The organism is Klebsiella sp. GB_Kp047 (genome assembly GCF_040065235.1).
In the GTDB taxonomy this organism is placed as follows: domain Bacteria; phylum Pseudomonadota; class Gammaproteobacteria; order Enterobacterales; family Enterobacteriaceae; genus Klebsiella; species Klebsiella quasipneumoniae.
Map to the genome: position 1 here is coordinate 449,525 of NZ_JBEAJG010000028.1, position 22,353 is coordinate 471,877.

The window sequence follows — 22,353 nt, forward strand, 5'->3', positions numbered from 1 at the left end:
GACCTCGGTTAGCGGATGGAAAAGCCGTTGGTCAGCACGCAGCGCCGGGAGCGGGCAAAGGTGCGCGCCGAGGTTGTCCCTTCACCGGTTGGCGTGGCAATGGTAAAGGTGGTAAAACCTTCGCCGCCGACGCCGATCCCGGCATAGGAGGGGCCGTTCTTGACGAATATCGAGGTTTGCAGGGTGCGGGCCGCGAGGTTCAGGCGCGACACGTTCTGCGAGTGCATAATGGCGGTATGATGCAGCCCCTCTTCAACCTTGAGGGCCAGCGCCAGCGCGCTATCGAAATCGCGGACTTTCACTACCGGCAGCATCGGCATCAGCTGTTCGCTGGTGACCCACGGGTCATCGGCGTTGACGATAGCAATCAGCAGACGCGGCGCTTTCGCCGGCACGGCGATCCCGGCAGCTTCCAGCATGGCCGACGGGCTTTTGCCGACCAGTTTTTTGTTTGCCTGGCCTTCAGGCAGGCAGGCGGCTCGGAGTTTGTCGGTATCGGCTGGACTGAGCTGCAGCGCGCCGAAGGTTTGCATTTGCTGCACCAGGCGTTCAGCCACGCTCTCCACCACAATCAGGCTCTTCTCGGCGATGCAGGGCAGGTTGTAATCGAACGAAGCGCCGTTGATGATATCTTCCGCCGCCTTCACCAAATCCGCCGTTTCATCAACGATACAGGGCGGGTTGCCTGCGCCTGCGCCAATCACTTTTTTACCGCTCTTCATGCCCATTGCCACAATACCCGGGCCGCCGGTAATGGCCAGCACCGCGATGCGCGGGTGGGCCATCATTTGCTGGGTGGCTTCAAACGTCGGTTCCGCCACGGTGACCACCAGATTGCGGATGCCGCAGCAGCGGAAGGCAATCTCCTCTATCAGGCTGATGAGCTTGAGAGAGACCTTTTTTGCTCCCGGATGCGGGCTGAAGTAGACGCTGTTGCCTGCCGCCAGCATGCTGATGCTGTTGTTGATGATGGTTTCCGTCGGGTTGGTGCTTGGCGCGACGGACCCGATAACGCCAAACGGTGAGTATTCAAAGAGCACCATGCCGCCGTCGCCGGTCAGCGCGGTGGTGGTGAGATCTTCTACGCCCGGCGTGTTGTCGAGCGCGGCCTTGTTTTTCAGGAATTTATCTTCTTTGTTGCCCATCCCCGTTTCATTGGCGCTCTCTTCCGCCAGGCTCGCCAGCAGCGGCGTCAGCTCCTGACGTATTGCGCTGATGATGGCGCTGCGGGTTTTTAGCGGGCACTGCTGATAACGTAAGAACGCCTGGTGCGCGGCGTCGATGGCCTCGCTGACGGACTGGAAAATCCCTTTGCCCTGCGGCTGGACCGGCGTTTGCGCTGGCGTGGTTAATTGCTCGCTAAGAATGGTGCGAATCAGGGTTTCGAGTTCAGAAGTATTCATTGATGTGTTCCCACGTTAATGGCCGCAATGGCGGTCTGTGCTATGTCCATGTCCTGTTCAACGCTGCCGCCGCTGATGCCAAGACCCCCAATTAATAAGCCGTCGCGCCACAGGGCGTAACCGCCGCCAAAGGTGACCACTTTTCCCTGTAAATGCGTTTCGAGGCCGTAAAGCGCCGCGCCCGGCTGAACGACATCGCTCAGCTCATGGGTCGCCGTTTTCATCGCCACCGCGGTCCAGGCCTTTTTCGGCGCCAGTTCGCTGCTGACCAGCAGGGCGTCCGGCATCCGCCAGGTGACGGTTTCCGTACCGTGGGCATCAACGATGCTAATCACCACCGGCACCTGAAGCTGCTGCGCGCGCTCAACCGCGGCGCGGGTGAGCTGGTGCAGATCGTGGAATGAGAGCGCCACGGGCGTCGTCTCCTTGCTGTGGCTCGGCTGGCTGGCGGCCAGATAGCGCCTGCTCACCTCACGGATAATATTGTTCTGGTGCGCATCGCTATCTTCCGCGCGGGCCAGGGCGTACAGGCAGTCTGATAAGCGGTTGATGTAGCGCATCAGCACCTGGCGCACGTTAACTTCCGCCGCCAGCTCAACCAGACGGCGTTCGGCGCGGCGGGCCAGCGTGCGGGCAAAATGCAGGCGGCTCGCGGCTTCGCAGCGGCCGGGTAAAATAAAGCTATGCAGCGGTTCGACGCGGGCCATGGCCCGATCGATAGCGGCTTCCAGGGTGGAAATCTCCTCGCTGCTGATGTAGCGCTGTTTGGGCGACGGCTGTTCGCTGTCGCTGGCCAGTTCTGCGCTAAACCAGAATATTTGCTGCTGGATGGCCTCGAGTAAGGCGCGGTGATTTTGATCCGCGGCGGCGCAGGCGCACAGGCTCAGCGCGGCGTTCAGCTCGTCCAGCGTGCCGTAAGCTTCAACCCGCGGATGCGTTTTGCTTACCCGCAGGCCGGTAAAGAGTGAGGTGGTGCCAGCGTCACCCGTTCGGGTATAAATCGCCATATTCGCTCCTTAACGTGAAAGCGTATCGACAATGCCGACAACGGCGAGGTCGATGGCCTCGTTTGGCCCGGAAAAAACGTGCCTGGCGCTGGAGCCGCCGCTGAGCAGAACCAGCTCGCCGATCCCCGCGCCGACGGAATCGACGGCGACTTCATCGCCGGAGGTGGGGGAGGCGGGGAGTTCGCCATCGGCGCTGACCCGCCGCACCAGCAGCAGCTTTTTGCCGATCAGGGAAGGCGATTTTTGCGTGGAGACAACCGCGCCCGTGACTCGTGCCAGATGCATGATTTACTCCTGCTTAATGAATTGAATATGCCGCGCCTGTGCCGCTTCGCGCGCCAGCGCGGTCACGATGCATTTGCGGTGGATAACCAGACGCCCCTGGCCCAGCTGCGCGACGTCGCGATAGCTCAGCACTGAACCTGCATGCAGGATCAGCGGCCGTCCGCGCTCGTCGGTGAATATCACCGGCAGGCGCGCCAGTTTTTTGAGCGGGATAACCGGCAGCAGCTGGCTGTGCAGGGTGAGCTGCACGCGGATGCCGAAAGCCAGCGCCTCGTGAATTTTCCGCGCCGCGGCATCGTCGGTTTCCGCATCAGCAAGCTGAGCCAGCAGCGGCAGGTCAACGAGCAGAATGCGCAGCGAGGCGTGCTGACAGAACAGCGCTGGACAGTCGGCATCACGGAGCTGCGCAACGCTCAACGTCGCCGTGCTATGGGCGCGACGCTGCAGCCGGGAGACAATCTCCTCCACAATGCGCTGCAGAATTTCGCCGTTCATCGCGGGCCTACCAGCCGGGCAAAGGCCTGCGGGTTATCAGCGCCGGCGGCGTTGGCTTCATCGGTATCAATGTGCATTTCGAGACGCATGTCCGGTGAAACGCGAACCGCCACGTTGTTGAAGATCAGCCCGCGCTCGTCGCCTTCAATGGCCACCGAAACCATATCGCCGTGCGAGACCCGCAGGATCAGCGCATCGAGCGGCGACATATGGATATGCCGCTGTGCGACGATAACCCCTGTCGAGAGTTCTAGCTCGCCAAAAGGGCTGACCAGACGGATGCCCGGCGTCCCCTTCAGATCGCCGGACATTCTCAGCGGCGCCGCCACCCCCAGGGTTCTGGCATCGGTACGCGAGATTTCCACCTGACTTACCGAGCGCAGCGGGCCGAGCAGGCGCACATTTTTAAGCTGCCCCTTCGGCCCTACCAGGGTGACGGTTTGCTCCGCAGCGTACTGTCCCGGCTGCAGCAGCGCTTTTTTCTCGCTGATGGGATGACCGGGAAACAGGCGTTCATAATCCGACGCCGACAGGTGGATATGACGATTTGAAACCCCCAGCGGAATGGGCCGCAGACGCATCTCGTCGAGGACTTTACTGACCGTTGATTCGAGAAGCTGTTTATCCATTACGCTTCACCTCGCTTGCCGGGATGAATGCAAAGGGTGCGCGGCTCGCCCTTCTGGCGCGGACATTTTGGATCCAGGCACAGGTTGCAGCTCACCACGCCTTGTTGCTGGAGGGGCTCTTCTGCTGGCGCTTCAGAAACGACATCAGCCGTCTCTGACTCTTCAGGCTCAGGTTCCATGACGGAGGGTGGGGGAGCCTCTGCTGGCAGGATCCCTTCTCCGGGTCTGGCGATGACTTTATGAGCCACCAGACCGTTTCGCTGTTCGGCAAACTGTGCACCGGTGGTGATGGCCGCCTGTACTGAGGCCACATCACCGGTAATTTTAATGACCATCCAGCCTGAACCATTGGTCTTTTCGAGGGCGACCAGCGTGATAGAAGCGGATTTCGCCATGATATCGGCGCAGCTAATAGCCAGTGCCAGACCACAAACTTCAAGTAATCCCAGTGATTGCTTCACGCGGTGCTCCTTATTCGCCATCAATCAGGCTGATTTCGGTAAAATGGCCTCAACGTCGCTGTGCGGACGCGGGATCACGTGGCAGGATTTCACTTCACCCACCACGCTTGCCGCCGCGCTGCCCGCATCCACCGCCGCTTTGACCGCGCCGACATCGCCGCGAACCATGACGGTCACCAGACCCGAGCCAATTTTTTCGTAGCCGACCAGCTGCACGTTGGCCGATTTCACCATGGCATCGGCGGCTTCAATGGCGCCTACTAACCCTTTTGTTTCAACCAGTCCCAGTGCGTTATTCATACTGCTGTTCTCCTGTTGCTTAGCTATTCAGATCCCGGAAAGGGATCCCTTTGACCAGCCGTGCCGCGTTATTACCGGTGTTGCGGTGGGCCTGACTGTCCTGATGATGCATCAGCGTAAAAAGCGGCGCCGATGCGGGTAAATTCTTGTAGTGCACGACCAGCGTATGGCGGTCGCAGGCGATGCCGACCAGCAGCGGCGAGCTGCGCGCCGCCTGCCAGGCGCTGTCCACGACATCCCCGGCCGGGTGATGCTGGAGCAGGAAAGGAATGCCTTCCTCTTCGATACCCAGCAGCACTTCGCGCCACAAGCCGTCGCAGCCGTCGATGGCGGCGATCACAATAGCCGGGGCGCTGTGATTACTGTCCATGTGCAAACTCCTTATGCCAGGAGAGAATCAGCCCGGTAGCTACCGCGTTTCTGGGGCCTTCGCTGCCGCGAATATTTCCTCGCCCGGCCACCAGCCGGTAGTGCGCCAGCGCATCGGTGACCAGCTGAGGGATCTCAAAATCGAGGGACGAGCCGCCCACCAACACCACGAAGGGGATATCGCGAATGTTGCCGGTCGGGCTGACCTGGCGCAGCGCGCGCAGGGCGTTGGTGACAAAGACGCGCTCTTTGGCGCTGCGGCGAATGGCGCGCACTTTTTCCAGCGCTAAGTCGCCGGGAAGCGGCACCAGTTCGTCCGGTTTCACCACGCAGACGCGGGCGAATACGGCGGGGGGCAGCGGCGTGGAGAAGAACTGCACGCTGCCGTCCTCGTGGCGCAGATGGAACAGACTTTCGACTTTCGCCAGTGGATATTTTTTGATCTCTTCCGCCAGGTAGCGATCCTCCAGCCCCAGCTCGCGGGCAATGATCATCGTCACCATATCGCCAGCTCCGGCGAGGTGAGTGGCGATGATTTCGCCTTTGGGGTTGATGATGGAGGCATCGGTGGAGCCTGCGCCCAGGTCGAGGATCGCCAGCGGACGCGTGGTGCCGGGGGTGGTCAGCGCGCCGAGAATGGCGGCTTCGGCCTCTGCACCGCCGATCTGTACGTCGATATTGAGCTTCTGCTCGATCTCGCGGGCAATCATCGCCATCTGCAAACGGTCAGATTTCACCATGGAGGCGATGCCCACGGCCTGCTCCAGCGAGAACTCCCCGGCCAGACCGCCGGTGACGCTCACCGGAACCGAGGTGTCAACGGCCAGCAGATCCTGAATGAAAATCTCGCTGCTGGGCTTGTTGGTCAGCTCGGCCATGGTCTGGCGCACGTGTTCCAGCATGCCGCCGATATTGGTCCCCGACTCGCCGGTGACGTTATCGAGTTTGCCGCAGCCGTCGACCGCTTTCATGATGGCTTCGGCTCCGGCGGCGACATCCACGCGCACGCTCCGGCCCTGGGCCAGCAGCTCAATGTTACCGGCGGGTATCGCGCGCGCTTTGACGTCACCGGATGGCGTTTTGACCACCACGGCGGAACGGTTGCCAATCAGCGCTCGCGCCATCGGGACGATGTTTTTCGTCTCCTCGGCGTTGAGGTGGAATACGGTGGCGATGCCGTAGGGGTTAGAGAGCGTTTCGATGACCTTCCCCGGGACGGCGACCTCAATTGCCGCCAGCATCCCCAGCGGAATGCGGTCGATGTACAGCACTTCGTCAACGATCGGCAGCGGTTTTTCCAGCCGGTTGCTGACCAGCACGCCATCGTCACGTTGCAAAATGACGCCGGTAATCTGATATCCGGCGCGCAGGGAAGCGTTAATCACGCTGGCGATATCGGCAAAGTCAAACGCCGACGACACCACCAGGATATAGGGCGCGTCCGCCGGGCGGGTTAACAGCTCCTGCGGCGTAATGGTGATGCCCACGCCAAGCCCCGCGCCGCCGGGCGTTTTCGGGTTATGGCCGATCATGGTTGATTCGGTGATGATGGTTTCGGTAATGGTTTCCATCGCCACATCGCCAATCACCGGCGTGGCTTCGTTAATGCGGATGAGCGAAATATCGCTGACATTGATCCCCGCGCGCTTTGCAACGAGAGCGAGGGCCTCCTGAATGCCGAACACGTTACGCAACGTGCCTTTGATCCCGGTGGTTTCCGCCAGTGCGCTGTGCGTAATCGTCAGCGCGCCAGCCTCATTCAGGGTCGCCAGGGCGACTTCCGTCGATGAGTTGCCGATATCAATGCCAGCTATATATCGCATCACATGCCCCTGTAATTAATCGTCGCCCTTGAGTTTTTTACGCTCGACGTACAGCGTTGCCGCTTCGCGAACGAAAGCGGCGCAGATCTTCGCCTGGTAGCGGCTTTCGAGATCGTCGGCGATCGTCAGCAGCTCCTCTTTCGTCGAGCGATAGGGGCGGAGGGCGTTGTAGATTTCAAGAATGCGATCGTCCGGTACCGCGGTCAGTTCGGCGGCGCGTTCGAAGTTCATCGCCAACCGGTCGCGGCCCGCGTCCCTGGCGATAGAAGCCTGTAAGCGCAGCGTTTCCGGGGTAATACGCATATCCTGAGCGGTGACTTTATTGCTCAGCACGTTTTCCAGCGTAAAGTCGTCCAGCGTTTTATTGGTGGCGGTTTTCACCCATTCCGGGTGCTTATTCGCCAGCGGGTAGTCGCTGACCTTTGCGCTACGGGGCGCGCCGCCAGCCGCCGGAGCCGCCGCTGGCGCCTCGCCCTGCAGGCTGTTCATACGGCTTAATACGTCGCGCACCATCGATTCAATTGCGTCGGTATTCATGGAGTTATCCTTTATCAAAGCGCCACGCGCAGTTCCTGCGGGTTTTTGCCCGTCACCACGTACTTGGTCTCTTTAATGTGCAAAATGGCCGATTTCGCCTGGTATTTTGGCCGCGCCATCTGGTCGTTCAGCGTCGGGACCGGCTGCGGCGATTCGCGTTTCGCATAGCGGGCGGCGTTCTTACCAATCTGACGATAGGTTTCCAGGGTCAGCAGCGGCGCCTGGGGGAACAGCTCCAGGTTAGAGAGCGGCGGCAGGCCCTGCTGGTGGATAACGGTGGTGCCTTTTGACTGGATGCCGATAGAGATGCCGGAGCCGCTCAGGCGGTTGCCTTCCACCGCCACAAAGGCGACATCCGAGGATTTAAAGCAGCGGATCACGCGCGCCTTAATGCCTTCTTCTTCAATACCGGCAATCACTTCGCGCAAAATGCTCTTATGCGGTATGCCGACGATATTGACGGTCTGCGCCAGGCCGAAAGCCGGGCCGACGGCGATAATCACTTCGTCCTGCTGCGTGCCCTGACGCGCTTCGCCGACTTCCGTCAGGAAGCCGTCGGCAGCAGGCGCGGTTGCCTGCGGCGCAGTCGAGGCCGCCGGCGCATGAAACGAGACCGGTTTATCGCTGCCCTTCATTTCGCTAAGCACTTCTTCAATTATCTGGCGCAGCAATTTTTCATTAATTTCCATTTCTCACCCCTTAATCAATCTCGTTGGGATCAAGAGCGCCAGGGATGTTTTTAATCTCTTCCCAGCGTTCGCCCTGCAGGCGATAGCCCGTTGCCGGACCGGCATAATCGTTAACGTCGTTGACGGCTGATAGCACTTGTCCGTCGCCGACGATGATTGCGGAGGTATGCAGATAGTCCCCGGTCAGCTTGGCTTTCTGGATGTTGAGCATGTCCTGGGCCACGTCGGTGAACCCGCCCTGCGCCAGCGCTTTCACCACCTCCAGGCCGTTGCGGTTTTTATTGATGATCTCCTGGGCGAACTTGATGTCCTCGACGATATTGCGCTCCGGCATATCTTTCGAACCGTGGGCGTAGGTCGCGGCTTCCACTTCTTCATCGGTAATCGGCGGCAGCCCCATTCCGGCAAACACGGCCTGCAGCGCGCGGGCGGCTTTGTTACGGATGGCGATAACATCTTCTTCGCGAACCGGACGCAGACCGCCGTCGACCTTCAGGTCGCGCTGGATAACGTTGTAGTCGTCAAAGTCTTCGGCATCTTCGTTGGAACCGGCGAACATGTTGTCGTAGTTCGGCACCGCGGAATAACCGGAGGAGATGAAGTCGGTTCCCGGCAGGAACTGCATCAGCAGGCGCGCGGTACGACGCATATCGGAGTGGGTGAAGGTCTGGTCGTTACTGGAGGCGCACTCCAGATCCAGCGACGAACAGATCAGATTTTCCGCCAGCACCGCGCGAATGCCTGACGGCACCGCAGACGGTACGCCGATGCAGCTTACCGAGCCGTTTTGCAGCCCCTGAACGCCGGCGGCTTTGGTGATGTAGATGCAGCGCGCTTCCAGATACAGCATGGATTTGCCTTCGGCGTAGCCCATCTGCACTTCGGAGCCGGAGCCGGAGGTGAAGCGCATTTTCAGGCCGCGGGAGGCGTAGGACGAAGCTAAGAAACCTTTCGACCATGGCGTATCGTCACCGTCGGTGAAGACCGGCTCGGTACCGTAGACGGAAATGGTTTCGGCGTAGCAGGTGTGGCCCAGCATGCCAAGCTTCAGTTCGGTCGCTTCTTCCAGCGAGCACTGGGTTAGCACGCCCGGACGGCCTACCTGCGAGCCGACCAGCAGCGCGATGGCGTTGAACGGCGCATAGCGCGCTACCGCAACGGTGGTTTCCTGTTCGTCAAACCCGCGCCATGCGCCTTCAGCGGCGTCGGCGGCAATCTGTACCGGGTTATCTTTAACGTTAGTGACGTGCGCCTGCTGAGACGGGGTACGGCGTGCGCGCATTTTCTGCATCGCCATCATCATCTCAACCACGTTCATATGCGAAACCACTTCGACAATTTTCGCCGGCGTCATCGCGGTGGTCAGCGGGACGATTTCGCTACGCTTGACGTTCGGATCGCAGAGCATATTGGCCAGTTTGACCGAATCCATCGCCATCACTTCTTCGGCGCGATTCAGGTTGATACCGTAGCGGGCGATAAAGTGGTCGATCAGGTCAAAATCGCTCACCGGTTTCCCGTCCAGCTCGGTCACCGCGCCGTTAACGATTTTTATCGACGGTTTCGGATCGTTCGGGCTTTCCATCGCGATAAAGCCTTCTTCGATCCACTCCTTAACGAAGCCGTCCTGATTCACAGGGCGTTTCGCCAGTGCTTCAAATCTTTTCGATCTCATGAATCAGCCTCGCGGGTATCAGATGTAGGAGGGGCGATCGTTTTTCGGTTCAGCACCGAGGGTCGCAAGGACGGTTTTACCGATTTCGCGCGCGGAGGTGACTGCCTGGCGGACCGCGCCGGAGTCGCCGGAAATCACCAGGATGGCTTCGTTACTGAAGCTTGTGCCGTGCGCCGGAGAGCTATACGCCACGACTTCTACGTTGGCTGACTTCAGGGCGGTATCGGCCATCAGCACGCCAACGGAGGCCGGTGCGCCGACGATAATGCCGCAGGCGCGGCCAATCGGCGCGCCGAAGGCTTTTTCCAGGGCGTAGCTGGCGCGGGCGGTGTACTGCAGCTCGATATGTCCGGCTTCATTGCCGTAAACATCGCCAAAGGTGCGGTCGAGCTCTTTCAGGGCGACTTCGATACCGCGCTTAACGTCGGAAACGTCGTTGCCGCCTAAAATAATCAGCGAACCGTGGCCCGCGCCGCCTTTGGTATCACGCGGAAGCTCAATGCTGACCACTTCGGTGTTGGTGGCTTTCACCGCTTCGTCCGCCGCCATAATGTGCGGGCCTGCGCCGGTGCGGGCGCCGAGAATGCCGATGGAGCGATAGCGTTTTTCAAGCTTCATCGCGTCCAGCAGGGCGGTATCGACGTTGGCGATCACCAGGCCAAGGGTGTCGCCAATGGCGGTCCCGACAAATTCCGTTAAACTGCAGCTTTTTTCTGCCATAGCTGTCTCTCGTATTGGATGGTTTTCAGTAGGGATGGCCTGCTGTTCCGGCGTTGCCACACGGGCAATCACCTGAGCCATGATCTGTTCAACCAGCTCATTGCTGCTCATTGGCTAATTCCCTTCGGTAAGATTTTTTCTACATCGGTGTGAGGGCGTGGGATGACGTGTACGGCTTTCACTTCTCCCACGTTACGTGCGGCGGCGGCCCCGGCATCGGTGGCCGCTTTCACCGCGCCAACATCGCCGCGCACGATGACGGTGACCAGCCCGGAGCCAATCTTTTCATAGCCCACTAACATCACATTGGCTGACTTAACCATTGCATCAGCGGCCTCTATGGCTGCGGTTAAGCCTTTGGTTTCTACCATTCCTAGTGCTTCTTGTTGCATAAAGACCTCGCATGGAGTGTTCCGATAGTGGGGACTATAAGAAGATGCGAGGAAAAAGAATGGCTGACTTCAATGTGATGGTGAAAAAATAGTGGGTATTGGATAATATAAAATTGTCTTTTATTTATTTAAGTGTTTGATGTTAATTAATATTTTTATTTGTGTTGATGTGATTATCTTGTTTTGTATATTCCATATTTACAAATTTGTTCATGACGATTTCAATTTTATCTGCTATGCGCGAGAAACTGATTTGTGATGTTTGTTGGAAAACGATGAGCTGGTTTTAGCAATATTTTTGCATGCCATGGTGGTGGCATAATGGCGAAAGCCGCGCGTGAGCAATGCAATTCTGCGTTATTTAATGACAATAATTTGTTATTGATGCCCGAATTTTCCGGAGGCTGCCGTCAGCAGGTTGCCAACAATTTGCGGACGGGAGTTCATATAGTGGTGCCCGTTGTACTCTACTGCCAGCAGGATGTTGGCTGGTCAGGACACGAACTCTGCTAAGAAGGTGTCATAATGAATGATTCGTTAAAAGCGCAATGTACCGCCGAGTTTTTGGGCACCGGGCTATTTTTGTTTTTCGGCATCGGCTGCCTGAGCGCGTTAAAGGTAGCGGGAGCCAGCCTCGGACTGTGGGAGATATGCATTATCTGGGGGCTGGGGATCTCGCTTGCCGTGTATCTGACTTCGGGGATCTCCGGCGGCCATCTCAACCCGGCGGTGACCGTCGCGTTATGGCTGTTTGCCTGCTTTCCCGGACGAAAAGTTTTCCCCTATATCGTTTCACAGGTTGCCGGCGCCTTTGGCGGCGCGGTGCTGGCCTATGTGCTGTACAGCACGATGTTTACCGAGTTTGAATCCGCCCACCATATCGCGCGCGGCAGCGTAGAGAGCCTGCAGCTGGCGAGTATTTTCAGCACCTACCCGGCGGCATCGCTGAGCATCTGGCATGCGGCGCTGGTTGAAGTGGTGATCACCTCCATGCTGATGGGGATGATTATGGCGCTGACCGACGACGGCAACGGCGTACCGAAAGGGCCGCTGGCCCCGCTGCTGATCGGCCTGCTGGTGGCGGTCATTGGCGCTTCAACCGGGCCGCTGACCGGCTTTGCAATGAATCCGGCGCGTGATTTTGGGCCGAAGCTGTTTACGTGGATGGCGGGTTGGGGCGATATCGCGATGACCGGCGGAAGGGATATACCGTACTTTATTGTGCCGATTATTGCGCCGCTGATCGGCGCCTGTCTCGGCGCGGCCATCTATCGTTATCTGATTGGTAATAATCTACCGTGTAATACCTGTAAATTAGAGGATTAATGCATCCGCTGAAATAGCGAAAAATTTTCATGAACCGGTATCACGAACTGGCTAAAAACGTCTCCCACGGATGGGAGACTTTTGCTATCGTAATATTCTTTTATCGTTGGCGGTAAATGATGATGAAAGGAAGTGAATATTAAAGAAATGTTTTATTTATAACAAAAAATTAACTGAGAGGTTTTATCATGATTTCTGCGAGCACACTGAACTCAGAACTCATTAATAAAATCGCACAGGATTTTGCGCAGGCCACCAGTCTGGCGGTTGTGGTTGTCAATATTCACGGTGATGAAATATCTGAACTGTTTAACTTCACCCCTTTCTGCCAACTGATGCGCCAGCACCCCCAGCACAGCTCCCGCTGTCGCATGAGCGACCGCTGCGGCGGCCTCGAGGCCTCGAAAACCGATGCGCTCTGTATCTACCGCTGCCACGCCGGGTTAACCGATTTTTCCATTCCGCTGGTTATCGCCGGGCACCTTGTGGGCTTTGTGCTCTGCGGCCAGGTTCGTCTGAGCAACGATATCGAACTGGTGGACATCCTTAACGTGGATGACCGCTGGCAGGACGATCCGGCGCTGGTTCAGGCGTTTCGCGATGTGCCTGAGATGGACTATTCGCGGGTTATCGCCTCTGCGGATCTGCTCAAGCTGATCGTCGAGAATTGCCTGAAAAAACAGCTTAACTTCGTGGTTATCAAGGATAACCCGCCGCAGAACGACCCGGCGCAGAGCAGCCGGGCGGCCTCGCCGCACGATGGCAAAATGAAGAAGGCGCTGCGCTATATCGACGCGCATCTCTCTGATGAACTGCGTCTGGAGGAGGTGGCGGCGCACGTCTATCTCAGCCCGTACTACTTCAGCAAATTGTTTAAAAAATATCAGGGGATCGGCTTTAACGCCTGGGTCAATCAGCAGCGGATGGCGAGCGCAAAAGAGCTGCTTTGCCACAGCGACTGGAGCATTGCCAGCATTGCGCGGAATTTAGGTTTTTCGCAAACCAGCTATTTTTGTAAAGTGTTTCGCCAGACCTATCAGGTAACGCCGCAGGCGTTTCGTCAGCAAATTAATGCCGGATCACAAACTGAGTCATTTTAAATGACAATATTTTGCTATTGCCGATTTTTGATATCCCGGAGTATCTTCATCATTATAAAATGAAAAAAACGACAGTAGAGCAATAAATTGTCATAGCGCAACAAAATAATGATATTCGAGGGATAAACTACACCAGTTTTTATTTTTGTGATGGGATAGAGTGTCCGTTAATACGAGACCGATGATTATTCAAAACCGCTTCACTCCGCAGGCGTCATTCTGGCGGGGGATAAGGCGGTAAAAGTAAGCTTGAAACATTAACCGCCGATGCAGGGCGCATCGGCGAATAAAACCGACAGGTTCGACACCAGTTTGGTGTCAGGGAAGGGGGTGTCAATCCCCCGCAGCCCCCGCTGCTGTGATGCTGACGACCCCGTAAAAACCACTGATCGTAAGATTGGGAAGGGCGGGCGAGAACGAAGCTAAGCCAGAAGACCTGCCTGCCGGTAACAGACCAACAACTTCGGTGGGAAGTGGGTGGCTTAGCGGTGCGTGGTCGCAGGACCAGGCATGCGCGCAGCTATACTCTGACCACCTGAACAGGACAGGGTATGGCAACCAGGCGTGCGTTCATTCTTGCGGGTACCGGTAGCGGTTGTGGCAAAACCACCGTGACGCTCGGCCTGCTCAGCTTGCTCCAACAGCGCGGTTTGCGGGTGCAACCCTGTAAAGTGGGGCCAGACTATTTAGACACCGCCTGGCACACCGCCATCAGCGGCGTCGCCTCCCGCAATCTCGACAGCTTTATGCTTCCCGCCCCGATACTCAACGCGCTGTTTGCCGACCAGCTGCAGCAGGCCGATATCGCAGTCATTGAAGGGGTGATGGGCCTCTATGACGGCTACGGCACCGACCCCAACTACTGCAGCAGCGCGGCGATGGCCAAACAGCTTGGCTGCCCGGTGATTTTGCTGGTGGATGGCAAAGCGGTCTCGACCTCCATCGCCGCCACGGTGATGGGCTTTCAACATTTTGATCCGGCCCTCAATATCGCCGGCGTGATCGTTAATCGCGTCAACAGCGACACCCACTTCCAGCTGCTGAAAAGCGCCATTGAGCGCTACTGCCAGGCGCCGGTGCTCGGTTATGTGCCGCGCGTGGAAGGCGTGGCGCTGCCCGAGCGGCATCTGGGGCTGGTGACCGCCCGCGAGTCGGTGGTTAATCAACAGGCATGGCGGGATTTTGCCAGCCTGCTGGGGCGCACCCTCGACATCGACCGGCTGCTGTCCCTCAGCGAACTGGCGAACCTGCCGGCCGGCGAGTGGGGGGAGCAGCTTGCCGCCGACGCCGGCGAAGGGCTGACGCTGGCCCTCGCCGACGACGAGGCCTTCAATTTTTATTATCCCGATAACCTGGCGCTGCTGGTCCGCTGCGGCGTGAAGATCGTGCGCTTTAGCCCGCTGCGCGATCGCCAGCTGCCGACCTGCCAGATGATCTGGCTTGGCGGCGGCTACCCGGAGCTGCACGCGGCCGGCCTGTCAGCCAACCAGGAGATGCTGGCGCAGCTCCGCGCGGCGCACCGGCGCGGGGTGGCGATCTACGCCGAGTGCGGCGGCCTGATGTATCTGGGCTCCGCCCTGGAGGTCACCGGCGGCGAGCGCTATGCGATGGCGGATATCATTCCCGGCTACAGCCGGATGGGGACGCGTCTGACCCGGTTCGGCTACTGCGAAGCGCAGGCGCAGCAGCAGACGCTGCTGGCCGCCCCCGGCGAGTGGCTGCGCGGCCATGAATTTCATTACTCCGATTTTACTCCCGCCACCGCCGCCGTGCTGGCCTGCCGTAAACAGCGGGACGGCAAGACGCTTCAGCAGTGGCAGGGAGGATGGCAGTCCGGCAGCGCCTTTGCCAGCTATCTCCATGTCCATTTTGCCCAGCGACCCACCATGCTCAACCACTGGCTGCAGGCGGCAAGGAGGACGCTATGACTCTTCTCGCCTGGTGTGTGGCCTGGATACTCGATGTCGTCATTGGCGATCCGCCGCACTGGCCGCATCCGGTGCGCTGGATAGGTCGTCTGATCAACATCAGCCAGTGCGTGGTGCGGCGGGTCTGCCATAGCGAGCGGGCGCTGCGCATTGGCGGCGGGGTGATGTGGCTGGTGGTGACCGGCCTGACGTGGGCTGTGGCCTGGGGCGTACTGGCGCTGGCGCGCGGGATCCACCCCTGGCTGGGATGGCTGGTGGAGGTATGGATGATCTTCACCGTGCTGGCGGGGCGCTGTCTGGCGCAGTCGGCGCGGGACGTCGAGCGACCGCTGCGCGCGGGGGATCTGGCGGAAAGCCGTAGCAAGCTGTCGTGGATTGTCGGGCGCGACACCACACAGCTCCAGCCGCAGCAGATTAACCGCGCGGTGGTGGAAACCGTGGCGGAAAACACCGTCGACGGCATTATCGCGCCGCTCTTCTTCCTGCTGCTCGGCGGCGCGCCGCTGGCCATGGCCTATAAGGCGGTCAACACCCTCGATTCCATGGTCGGCTATAAGCACGAAAAATACCGGGCGATCGGCATGGTCAGCGCCCGTCTTGACGATGTGGCCAACTTCCTTCCCGCCCGGCTGAGCTGGCTGCTGCTTAGCCTCGCCGCCGTGGTATGTCGGGAAGATGGCGCCCGGGCGCTGCGGACGGGCTGGCGCGATCGCTATCAGCACAGCAGTCCTAACTGCGCCTGGCCGGAAGCGACCGTCGCCGGCGCGCTGGGGATCCGCCTTGGCGGCCCGAACGACTACTTCGGCCAGCGCGTTGAAAAACCCTGGATAGGCGACGCCGTCCGCGACATTGCGGTGGACGATATTTCCCGAACCATTCGATTGATGTGGGTGGCGTCAACCCTGGCGCTGGCGCTGTTTATCGGCCTGCGCTACTGGCTGGTCGGCGCGGCCTGAGGAGAACCTGATGCAGTACATACAACAACCGCAGGCGATTGAGGCGAAAAGCTTCGACATTATCAGCGAGATCATCGCCGAAACGCGACCGGACTACCGTTTCGCCAGCCCGCTGCACGAGGCGATTATCAAGCGGGTGATCCACACCACCGCTGACTTCGAGTGGCTGGATATTCTGTGGTTTTCTCCGGATGCCCTGATCGCTCTGAGCGAGGCGCTGAGCCGGCCCTGCACCCTGTATACCGATACCACCATGGCGCTGTCCGGGATCAACAAAACCCTGTTAGCCCGCTTTGGCGGCGAATGCCGCTGCTATATCAGCGACCCGCGGGTGGTGCGCGAGGCGCAAAGCCGGGGGATGACCCGCTCGATGGCGGCGGTGGATATTGCGGTGCAGGAGCCCGGGGAGAAAGTGTTTGTCTTTGGCAATGCGCCAACTGCGTTGTTTCGCCTGCTGGAACACCGCGAAACGGCTATCGGCGGCGTGGTGGGGGTGCCGGTCGGGTTCGTCGGCGCCGCGGAGTCGAAAGCGGCGCTCAGCGAGAGCGGCCTGCCGGCTATCGCTGCGCTCGGCCGCAAAGGGGGAAGCAACGTGGCGGCAGCAATTGTGAACGCCCTGCTGTACCACCTGCGGGAGGCGCAATGAGCGATCAGGCCTTTGACGACCCGGTGTGGCATCACGGCAAAGCCCTGCGCAAGGGCTACACCACCGGCTCGTGCGCCACGGCGGCGGCAAAGGTGGCGGCGCTGATGGTGATGCGCCAGCACCTCATTCATCAGGTCTCCATTGTCACCCCTTCCGGCGTGACCCTGTGCCTTAACGTCGAGTCGCCGCACGTCGAAGGGCAGCAGGCGATCGCCGCCATCCGTAAAGACGGCGGCGACGACGTTGACGCCACCCACGGGATGCTGATTTTCGCCCGCGTGACGCTCGACGACTCCGGCGAGATAACCCTGCGCGGCGGCGAAGGTATCGGCACAGTCACCCGCAAAGGGATCGGCCTGCCCATCGGCAGCCCGGCGATTAACCGCACCCCGCGGCACACCATCGAGTCGGCGGTGCGCGAGGCGATTGGCCCGTCGCGCGGGGCGACGGTAGAGATTTTCGCCCCGGAGGGCGAGGTGCGGGCGCAAAAAACCTATAACGCGCGGCTGGGGATCCTCGGCGGGATTTCGATTATCGGCACCACCGGGATCGTCACCCCGATGTCGGAAGAGAGCTGGAAGCGCTCGCTCTCCCTCGAGCTGGAGATCAAACGCGCCGCCGGACTGGAGCGCGTGGTGCTGGTGCCGGGGAACCACGGCGAGCGCTTCGTCCGTGAGCAGATGGGCATCGACTCGCAGGTGGTGGTCACCATGAGCAACTTCGTCGGCTACATGATTGAAGAGGCCGTGCGCCTCGGGTTCCGTCAGATTGTGCTGATTGGCCATCCCGGCAAGTTGATTAAAGTCGCCGCCGGGATCTTCCATACCCACAGCCATATCGCCGATGCGCGCATGGAAACGCTGGTCGCGCATCTGGCGCTGCAGGGGGCACCGCTGGCGCTGCTGCAGCTGGTGAGCGAATGCGATACCACCGAAGCGGCGATGGAGCACATCGACGCGTACGGTTTTCAGCCTATCTATAACCATCTTGCTGAACGCATCTGTCTGCGGGTGATGCAGATGCTGCGCTTTACCAAAGCGCCGCCCGTCTGCGACGCCATCATGTTCTCCTTTGATAACAAGGTCCTCGGCAGCAATCGGCCGATCGCCGAGATTGCGCGGGAGATGTCATGTTAACGGTGGTCGGCATGGGGCCGTCAGGCCTGCATCTGATGACGCCGGCGGCGCAAGATGCGGTCGCCAGCGCGGATGCGCTGGTAGGCGGTAAGCGGCATTTAGAGCAGTTCCCCGGATTTCGCGGCGAACGGTTTGCGCTGGGCGCCAATATTGCCGAACTGCTGGTCTGGCTCGGCGAACGCGCAGCGCAGAAGGTGGTGGTGCTGGCCTCAGGCGACCCGCTCTTTTACGGCATCGGCACGCGGCTGATCGCCCACTTTGGCATCGAGCGCGTGCGCATTATCCCCGGCATCAGCGCGGTGCAGTATCTCTGCGCGAAGGCCGGTATCGATATGAACGATATCTGGCTGACCAGCAGCCACGGACGGGACGTCTGTTTTGATGAGCTGGCGCGCCAGCGCAAGGTGGCGATGGTGACCGACGGGCGCTGCGGGCCGCGGGAAATCGCCGCCCAGCTGGCGGCGCGGGGTAAAGGGTATCGCTGGATGGTGATTGGCGAAAATCTGGCGATGGATAACGAGCGGATCCACTGGCTACCGGTCAGTGAGGTCGACGGTGAATATGAGATGAACGCGGTGGTGATCCTCGATGAAAGATGAGCTTTTTCTGCGCGGCGAGAAGGTGCCGATGACCAAAGAGGCGGTTCGCGCGCTGGCGCTGGCCAAACTTGAGCTACACCGGGCAAGCCACCTGATTGATATCGGCGCCGGTACCGGCAGCGTGTCGATTGAGGCGGCGCTGCAGTATCCCTCTTTGCAGGTAACCGCCATCGAACGCAACCCCGCGGCTCTCCGGCTGCTGGACGAAAACCGCCAGCATTTCGCCTGCGGCAATATTGAGATCCTGCCCGGCGAAGCGCCGATGGTGATGACCGAACGCGCCGACGCCATTTTTATGGGCGGCAGCGGCGGCCGCCTCGACGAGCTCATTGACTGGTCGTGGCAGCAGCTCTATCCCGGTGGCCGTCTGGTGATGACTTTTATCCTGCAGGAGAACCTGAATGCGGCTCTCGACTATCTGCAGCAGCGGGGGATTACACAGATTGATTGCCTGCAGCTGAACGTCTCATCGCTGACCACGCTGGGCAGCGGCCACTACTTCAAACCCCATAATCCCGTTTTTGTCATCGCCTGTCAGAAGGAAGGAAACCATGGCTGAGACTTTTGATCCCCATTGCGTGTGGTTCGTCGGCGCCGGTCCTGGCGATCGCGAACTGATTACTCTCAAAGGCTACCGTCTGCTGCAGCAGGCGCAGGTGGTGATCTACGCCGGGTCGCTGATCAACACCGAGCTGCTGGCCTACTGTCCGCCACAGGCGGAGTGTCACGACAGCGCCGCGCTGCATCTGGAGCAGATCCTCGATCTGATGGAAGCGGGCGTGAAGGCGGGAAAAACGGTGGTGCGCCTGCAGACGGGGGACGTCTCGCTGTACGGCTCGGTGCGCGAGCAGGGCGAAGAGCTGACCCGCCGCGGGATCCGCTGGCAGGTGGTGCCGGGCGTCAGCGCCTTCCTCGGGGCGGCGGCGGAGCTGGGGGTGGAATATACGGTGCCCGAGGTATCGCAAAGTCTGATTATTACCCGTCTGGAAGGGCGCACGCCGGTTCCTGCGCGCGAACAGCTGGAGGCCTTTGCCAGCCACCAGACCTCGATGGCGATTTACCTGTCAGTGCAGCGTATTCACCGGGTGGCGGAGCGGCTGGTGGAGGGCGGCTACCCGGCGACCACCCCGGTCGCGGTGATCTATAAGGCCACCTGGCCGGAAAGCCAGACCGTCCGCGGAACCCTTGCGGACATCGGCGATAAGGTACGCGACGCCGGGATCCGCAAAACGGCGCTGATCCTCGTCGGTCCCTTCCTCGGCGATGAGTATCACTACTCCAAACTGTACGCAGCGGATTTTAGCCATGAATACCGTAAAGCCTGAATCCATTGCCCTGTTTTGCCTGACGCCCGGCGGCGTGCGGCTGGCAAAAAGGCTGGCGGCCATGCTGCCGCTCACCTGCTACACCAGCGAGGCGCTGCAGGAGGAGGGGTTTATCCCCTTTAACGGCGGCTTTGCCAGCGCTGCCCGCGAGGCGTTCAGCAGCTTTTCGGCGCTGATTTTTATCGGCGCCACCGGGATTGCCGTGCGGGTGCTGGCGCCGCTGGTGAATGACAAGCTCAGCGACCCGGCGGTGGTGGTGATTGATGAGCGCGCCCGGCACGTCATCAGCCTGATCTCCGGCCATGCCGGGGGGGCCAATGCCCTGACCCGCTATCTCGCCGGGATGCTCGGCGCCGACCCGGTGATCACCACCGCAACCGACGTCAACGAGTTGGCCGCCCTCGACACACTGGCTGTTGAGCTGAACGCCCGGATGACCGATTTTCGCGCGACGGTGAAAACCGTTAATCAGATGCTGGTGAGCGGTAAGCGGGTGGGACTGTGGTGCGACGCTGAATTTACCGAGGCGCTAAGCCGCTGCGACCAGCGCGGCTTTATTCCGGTGAGGAACCTTACGCGCTTGCCGTCGCTCGACGCGCTGATCTGCATCACCCTGCGCCGGTCGCTGCCGCCGCTGCCGATACCTCACTGGAAGCTGGTGCCCCAGCGGGTGGTGGCGGGGATCGGCTGCCGGCGCGACACCCCCTGCGCGCTGCTCAGTACGCTGCTGGAGCGCCAGCTTGCTGCCCAGCGCCTTGACCCACTGGCGTTGAAAGCGATCGGCAGCGTGAGCCTGAAGGCAAACGAGCCGGGGCTCCGCCAGCTGGCTCATCGCTGCCGGGTGCCGTTCGAAACCTTCAGCGCCGAGGCGCTGCGCGAGCACGAGCACCGCTTTCCGGCCTCGTCTTTTGTCCGGGAGACGGTCGGCGTCGGCAGCGTCTCCGGCCCGGTGGCCTGGCTGCTGAGTCAGGGAAACCTGTCCGGCGAAACCCTGCGCGAGCAGGGCGTCACTATTACTTTGGGAGTTTCACACTGATGTTAAGCGTAATCGGAATTGGCCCTGGCTCGCAGGCGATGATGACCATGGAAGCCGTGGAGGCCCTGCAGGCGGCGGAGATTGTGGTGGGCTACAAGACCTACACCCACCTGGTAAAAGCCTTTACCGGTGACAAGCAGGTGATCAAAACCGGCATGTGCAAAGAGATTGAACGCTGCCAGGCGGCCATCGAGCTGGCGCAGGCCGGGCACAACGTTGCGCTGATCAGCAGCGGCGACGCCGGCATCTACGGCATGGCGGGGTTGGTGCTGGAGCTGGTTAATAAGCAGCAGCTGGACATTGAGGTCCGCCTGATCCCGGGGATGACGGCCAGTATCGCCGCCGCCTCGCTGCTCGGCGCGCCGCTGATGCATGATTTCTGCCATATCAGCCTCAGCGATCTGCTGACGCCGTGGTCGGTGATTGAAAAACGCATTGTCGCCGCCGGGGAAGCGGACTTCGTTATCTGTTTTTACAACCCCCGCAGCCGCGGCCGCGAAGGGCATCTGGCGCGCGCCTTTGCGCTGCTGGCGGCCAGCAAAAGCGCGGATACGCCGGTTGGCGTGGTCAAATCCGCCGGGCGTAAAAAGCAGGAGAAATGGCTGACCACCCTCGGGGAGATGGATTTCGCCCCGGTGGATATGACCAGCCTGGTGATCGTCGGCAACAAAGCGACATACATCGATAACGGTCTGATGATTACCCCGCGAGGCTACGCGCTGTGAACCACGGCGACGTGCTGGTTATCGGAGGCACCAGCGATGCGCGGGCGATCTGCCAGCAGCTGGACGCCGCCGGCGTGCGCTACACCCTGTCGGTGGCGACGCTCACCGGTCAGCAGCTGGCGGGGGATATTCGCGGCCAGGTGCGCTGCGGGCGCATGGAGTGGCAGCAGATGGCGGAGTGGCTGAAGGCGCAACGCACCCGCTGGGTAATCGACGCCTCTCACCCCTACGCCGAGGTGGTCAGCGAGAATATTGTACGCGCCTGCGCCAGCGTCGGAGTCTTGCTCAGCCGCTATCAAAGGCCGGAGCAGCTGAGCGATCTGCGCCATCCGCTTCTTCACGTCGTCGGCGATCTGAACGAGGCCTGCGCGGTAGCCCATCGCCTCGGCGAGCGGATCCTGCTGACCACCGGCAGCAAAGATCTGGCGGCCTGGCGGGCGGGGCTGGCGGATAAAACGCTGCTTGCCCGGGTGCTGCCGGTGCCGGAGGTAGTTCAGCACTGCAGCGAACTGGGATTTGGCGTGGGGGAGATCTTTGCCCTCTGCGGGCCGTTCAGCGCTGAATTTAACGCCGCCTTTTATCGCCAGTGCCGGGCCGACGTCGTGGTGACGAAAGCCTCTGGGGCGGAAGGGGGCTATCAGGAAAAAGTACAACCCTGTCTCGATGCGGGGATCCCCTGCATCGTCATTACCCGTCCGGCGCCGCTGGTGACGGGCGATGAATTACTGCAAAGCCAGGCCGATTTCGCTGCGCGGCTGACGCGCTGGCTGTCGGCGACTTGAGGAACAGGA

At 60.3% G+C, this 22,353-nt stretch carries 26 protein-coding genes and 1 riboswitch; of the genes, 12 read left to right on the forward strand and 14 right to left on the reverse strand.

From position 1 onward, the window contains the following. Positions 1 to 8: 8 nt before the first annotated feature. The 14 genes from pduP to pduA are packed head-to-tail and all read right to left on the reverse strand — an operon-like array spanning position 9 to position 10,785. The gene (pduP, locus tag ABLV76_RS10665; RefSeq protein WP_348878305.1) at positions 9 to 1,403 is read right to left on the reverse strand and encodes a CoA-acylating propionaldehyde dehydrogenase PduP; all 1,395 of its coding nucleotides are present in this window, start codon (positions 1,401 to 1,403) and stop codon (positions 9 to 11) included. After that, on the reverse strand, positions 1,400 to 2,410 hold the full coding sequence (pduO, locus tag ABLV76_RS10670; protein ID WP_348878306.1) for a two-domain cob(I)yrinic acid a,c-diamide adenosyltransferase PduO: 1,011 nt from the start codon (positions 2,408 to 2,410) through the stop codon (positions 1,400 to 1,402). The genes pduP and pduO overlap by 4 nt, the downstream gene beginning before the upstream one ends. Positions 2,411 to 2,419: 9 nt before the next feature. After that, entirely contained in the window at positions 2,420 to 2,695 is a 276-nt protein-coding gene (gene pduN, locus ABLV76_RS10675; RefSeq protein ID WP_000549823.1) for a propanediol utilization microcompartment protein PduN, read from the reverse strand. Positions 2,696 to 2,698: 3 nt separating this feature from the next. Further along, a complete protein-coding gene (gene pduM / locus ABLV76_RS10680) occupies positions 2,699 to 3,190 on the reverse strand; it encodes a microcompartment protein PduM (RefSeq protein ID WP_080841392.1) in 492 nt (163 codons plus the stop codon). Next, entirely contained in the window at positions 3,187 to 3,819 is a 633-nt protein-coding gene (locus ABLV76_RS10685) for a phosphate propanoyltransferase (protein ID WP_064150829.1), read from the reverse strand. The genes pduM and ABLV76_RS10685 overlap by 4 nt, the downstream gene beginning before the upstream one ends. Next, the gene (locus ABLV76_RS10690; protein ID WP_085955473.1) at positions 3,819 to 4,301 is read right to left on the reverse strand and encodes a BMC domain-containing protein; all 483 of its coding nucleotides are present in this window, start codon (positions 4,299 to 4,301) and stop codon (positions 3,819 to 3,821) included. The genes ABLV76_RS10685 and ABLV76_RS10690 overlap by 1 nt, the downstream gene beginning before the upstream one ends. Positions 4,302 to 4,304: 3 nt before the next feature. After that, the gene (gene pduJ / locus ABLV76_RS10695) at positions 4,305 to 4,580 is read right to left on the reverse strand and encodes a propanediol utilization microcompartment protein PduJ (protein WP_001057755.1); all 276 of its coding nucleotides are present in this window, start codon (positions 4,578 to 4,580) and stop codon (positions 4,305 to 4,307) included. Between the two features lie 19 nt (positions 4,581 to 4,599). Next, complete coding sequence (gene pduH, locus ABLV76_RS10700) at positions 4,600 to 4,950, reverse strand: propanediol dehydratase reactivase beta subunit PduH (RefSeq protein WP_004205479.1); 351 nt, start codon at positions 4,948 to 4,950, stop codon at positions 4,600 to 4,602. After that, positions 4,940 to 6,772, reverse strand: coding sequence for a propanediol dehydratase reactivase alpha subunit PduG (gene pduG / locus ABLV76_RS10705; protein ID WP_108433604.1), 1,833 nt, complete (start codon positions 6,770 to 6,772; stop codon positions 4,940 to 4,942). Before pduG ends, pduH begins: the two co-directional genes overlap by 11 nt. Before the next feature lie 15 nt (positions 6,773 to 6,787). After that, on the reverse strand, positions 6,788 to 7,309 hold the full coding sequence (gene pduE, locus ABLV76_RS10710; protein ID WP_004205482.1) for a propanediol dehydratase small subunit PduE: 522 nt from the start codon (positions 7,307 to 7,309) through the stop codon (positions 6,788 to 6,790). A 14-nt stretch (positions 7,310 to 7,323) separates the two neighbouring features. Beyond that, a complete protein-coding gene (gene pduD / locus ABLV76_RS10715; protein WP_043520824.1) occupies positions 7,324 to 7,998 on the reverse strand; it encodes a propanediol dehydratase medium subunit PduD in 675 nt (224 codons plus the stop codon). A 10-nt stretch (positions 7,999 to 8,008) separates the two neighbouring features. Continuing rightward, positions 8,009 to 9,673: a propanediol dehydratase large subunit PduC gene (gene pduC / locus ABLV76_RS10720; protein WP_004105132.1), complete on the reverse strand. Its 1,665-nt coding sequence runs from the start codon at positions 9,671 to 9,673 to the stop codon at positions 8,009 to 8,011. A gap of 18 nt (positions 9,674 to 9,691) precedes the next feature. Continuing rightward, positions 9,692 to 10,504, reverse strand: coding sequence for a propanediol utilization microcompartment protein PduB (gene pduB / locus ABLV76_RS10725; protein ID WP_004205485.1), 813 nt, complete (start codon positions 10,502 to 10,504; stop codon positions 9,692 to 9,694). Then, positions 10,501 to 10,785 carry a propanediol utilization microcompartment protein PduA gene (gene pduA / locus ABLV76_RS10730; RefSeq protein ID WP_001183618.1) on the reverse strand — a complete coding sequence of 95 codons (285 nt, stop codon included), beginning with the start codon at positions 10,783 to 10,785 and terminating at the stop codon, positions 10,501 to 10,503. The genes pduB and pduA overlap by 4 nt, the downstream gene beginning before the upstream one ends. 525 nt (positions 10,786 to 11,310) lie before the next feature. Between pduA and pduF the strand changes: the two genes are divergently transcribed. The 12 genes from pduF (at position 11,311) to ABLV76_RS10790 (ending at position 22,344) form a co-directional block, all read left to right on the forward strand. After that, entirely contained in the window at positions 11,311 to 12,111 is an 801-nt protein-coding gene (gene pduF, locus ABLV76_RS10735; protein ID WP_004105118.1) for a propanediol diffusion facilitator PduF, read from the forward strand. 188 nt (positions 12,112 to 12,299) lie between these two features. Next, on the forward strand, positions 12,300 to 13,211 hold the full coding sequence (gene pocR, locus ABLV76_RS10740) for a regulatory protein PocR (protein ID WP_004205486.1): 912 nt from the start codon (positions 12,300 to 12,302) through the stop codon (positions 13,209 to 13,211). Between the two features lie 280 nt (positions 13,212 to 13,491). After that, a riboswitch (cobalamin riboswitch) is annotated at positions 13,492 to 13,670 on the forward strand. Between the two features lie 92 nt (positions 13,671 to 13,762). Beyond that, complete coding sequence (locus ABLV76_RS10745) at positions 13,763 to 15,139, forward strand: cobyrinate a,c-diamide synthase (RefSeq protein WP_048325584.1); 1,377 nt, start codon at positions 13,763 to 13,765, stop codon at positions 15,137 to 15,139. Further along, positions 15,136 to 16,095, forward strand: a complete 960-nt coding sequence (cbiB, locus tag ABLV76_RS10750) for an adenosylcobinamide-phosphate synthase CbiB (RefSeq protein WP_048295502.1) — start codon at positions 15,136 to 15,138, stop codon at positions 16,093 to 16,095. Before ABLV76_RS10745 ends, cbiB begins: the two co-directional genes overlap by 4 nt. Before the next feature lie 10 nt (positions 16,096 to 16,105). Beyond that, positions 16,106 to 16,741 (forward strand): cobalt-precorrin-8 methylmutase, encoded by a 636-nt coding sequence (locus ABLV76_RS10755; RefSeq protein WP_004205491.1) that lies wholly within the window; start codon positions 16,106 to 16,108, stop codon positions 16,739 to 16,741. After that, complete coding sequence (cbiD, locus tag ABLV76_RS10760) at positions 16,738 to 17,877, forward strand: cobalt-precorrin-5B (C(1))-methyltransferase CbiD (protein WP_048295501.1); 1,140 nt, start codon at positions 16,738 to 16,740, stop codon at positions 17,875 to 17,877. The genes ABLV76_RS10755 and cbiD overlap by 4 nt, the downstream gene beginning before the upstream one ends. Then, complete coding sequence (locus ABLV76_RS10765) at positions 17,871 to 18,476, forward strand: cobalt-precorrin-7 (C(5))-methyltransferase (RefSeq protein WP_043520809.1); 606 nt, start codon at positions 17,871 to 17,873, stop codon at positions 18,474 to 18,476. Before cbiD ends, ABLV76_RS10765 begins: the two co-directional genes overlap by 7 nt. Next, complete coding sequence (locus ABLV76_RS10770) at positions 18,466 to 19,035, forward strand: decarboxylating cobalt-precorrin-6B (C(15))-methyltransferase (protein WP_023319048.1); 570 nt, start codon at positions 18,466 to 18,468, stop codon at positions 19,033 to 19,035. The genes ABLV76_RS10765 and ABLV76_RS10770 overlap by 11 nt, the downstream gene beginning before the upstream one ends. After that, positions 19,028 to 19,801, forward strand: a complete 774-nt coding sequence (locus ABLV76_RS10775; RefSeq protein WP_004149602.1) for a cobalt-precorrin-4 methyltransferase — start codon at positions 19,028 to 19,030, stop codon at positions 19,799 to 19,801. The genes ABLV76_RS10770 and ABLV76_RS10775 overlap by 8 nt, the downstream gene beginning before the upstream one ends. After that, positions 19,782 to 20,837, forward strand: a complete 1,056-nt coding sequence (cbiG, locus tag ABLV76_RS10780) for a cobalt-precorrin 5A hydrolase (RefSeq protein WP_182937131.1) — start codon at positions 19,782 to 19,784, stop codon at positions 20,835 to 20,837. The genes ABLV76_RS10775 and cbiG overlap by 20 nt, the downstream gene beginning before the upstream one ends. Further along, complete coding sequence (locus ABLV76_RS10785) at positions 20,837 to 21,562, forward strand: precorrin-3B C(17)-methyltransferase (protein ID WP_049003250.1); 726 nt, start codon at positions 20,837 to 20,839, stop codon at positions 21,560 to 21,562. Before cbiG ends, ABLV76_RS10785 begins: the two co-directional genes overlap by 1 nt. Next, positions 21,559 to 22,344, forward strand: coding sequence for a cobalt-precorrin-6A reductase (locus tag ABLV76_RS10790; protein WP_205426324.1), 786 nt, complete (start codon positions 21,559 to 21,561; stop codon positions 22,342 to 22,344). The genes ABLV76_RS10785 and ABLV76_RS10790 overlap by 4 nt, the downstream gene beginning before the upstream one ends. The last annotated feature ends 9 nt before the right edge of the window (positions 22,345 to 22,353 follow it).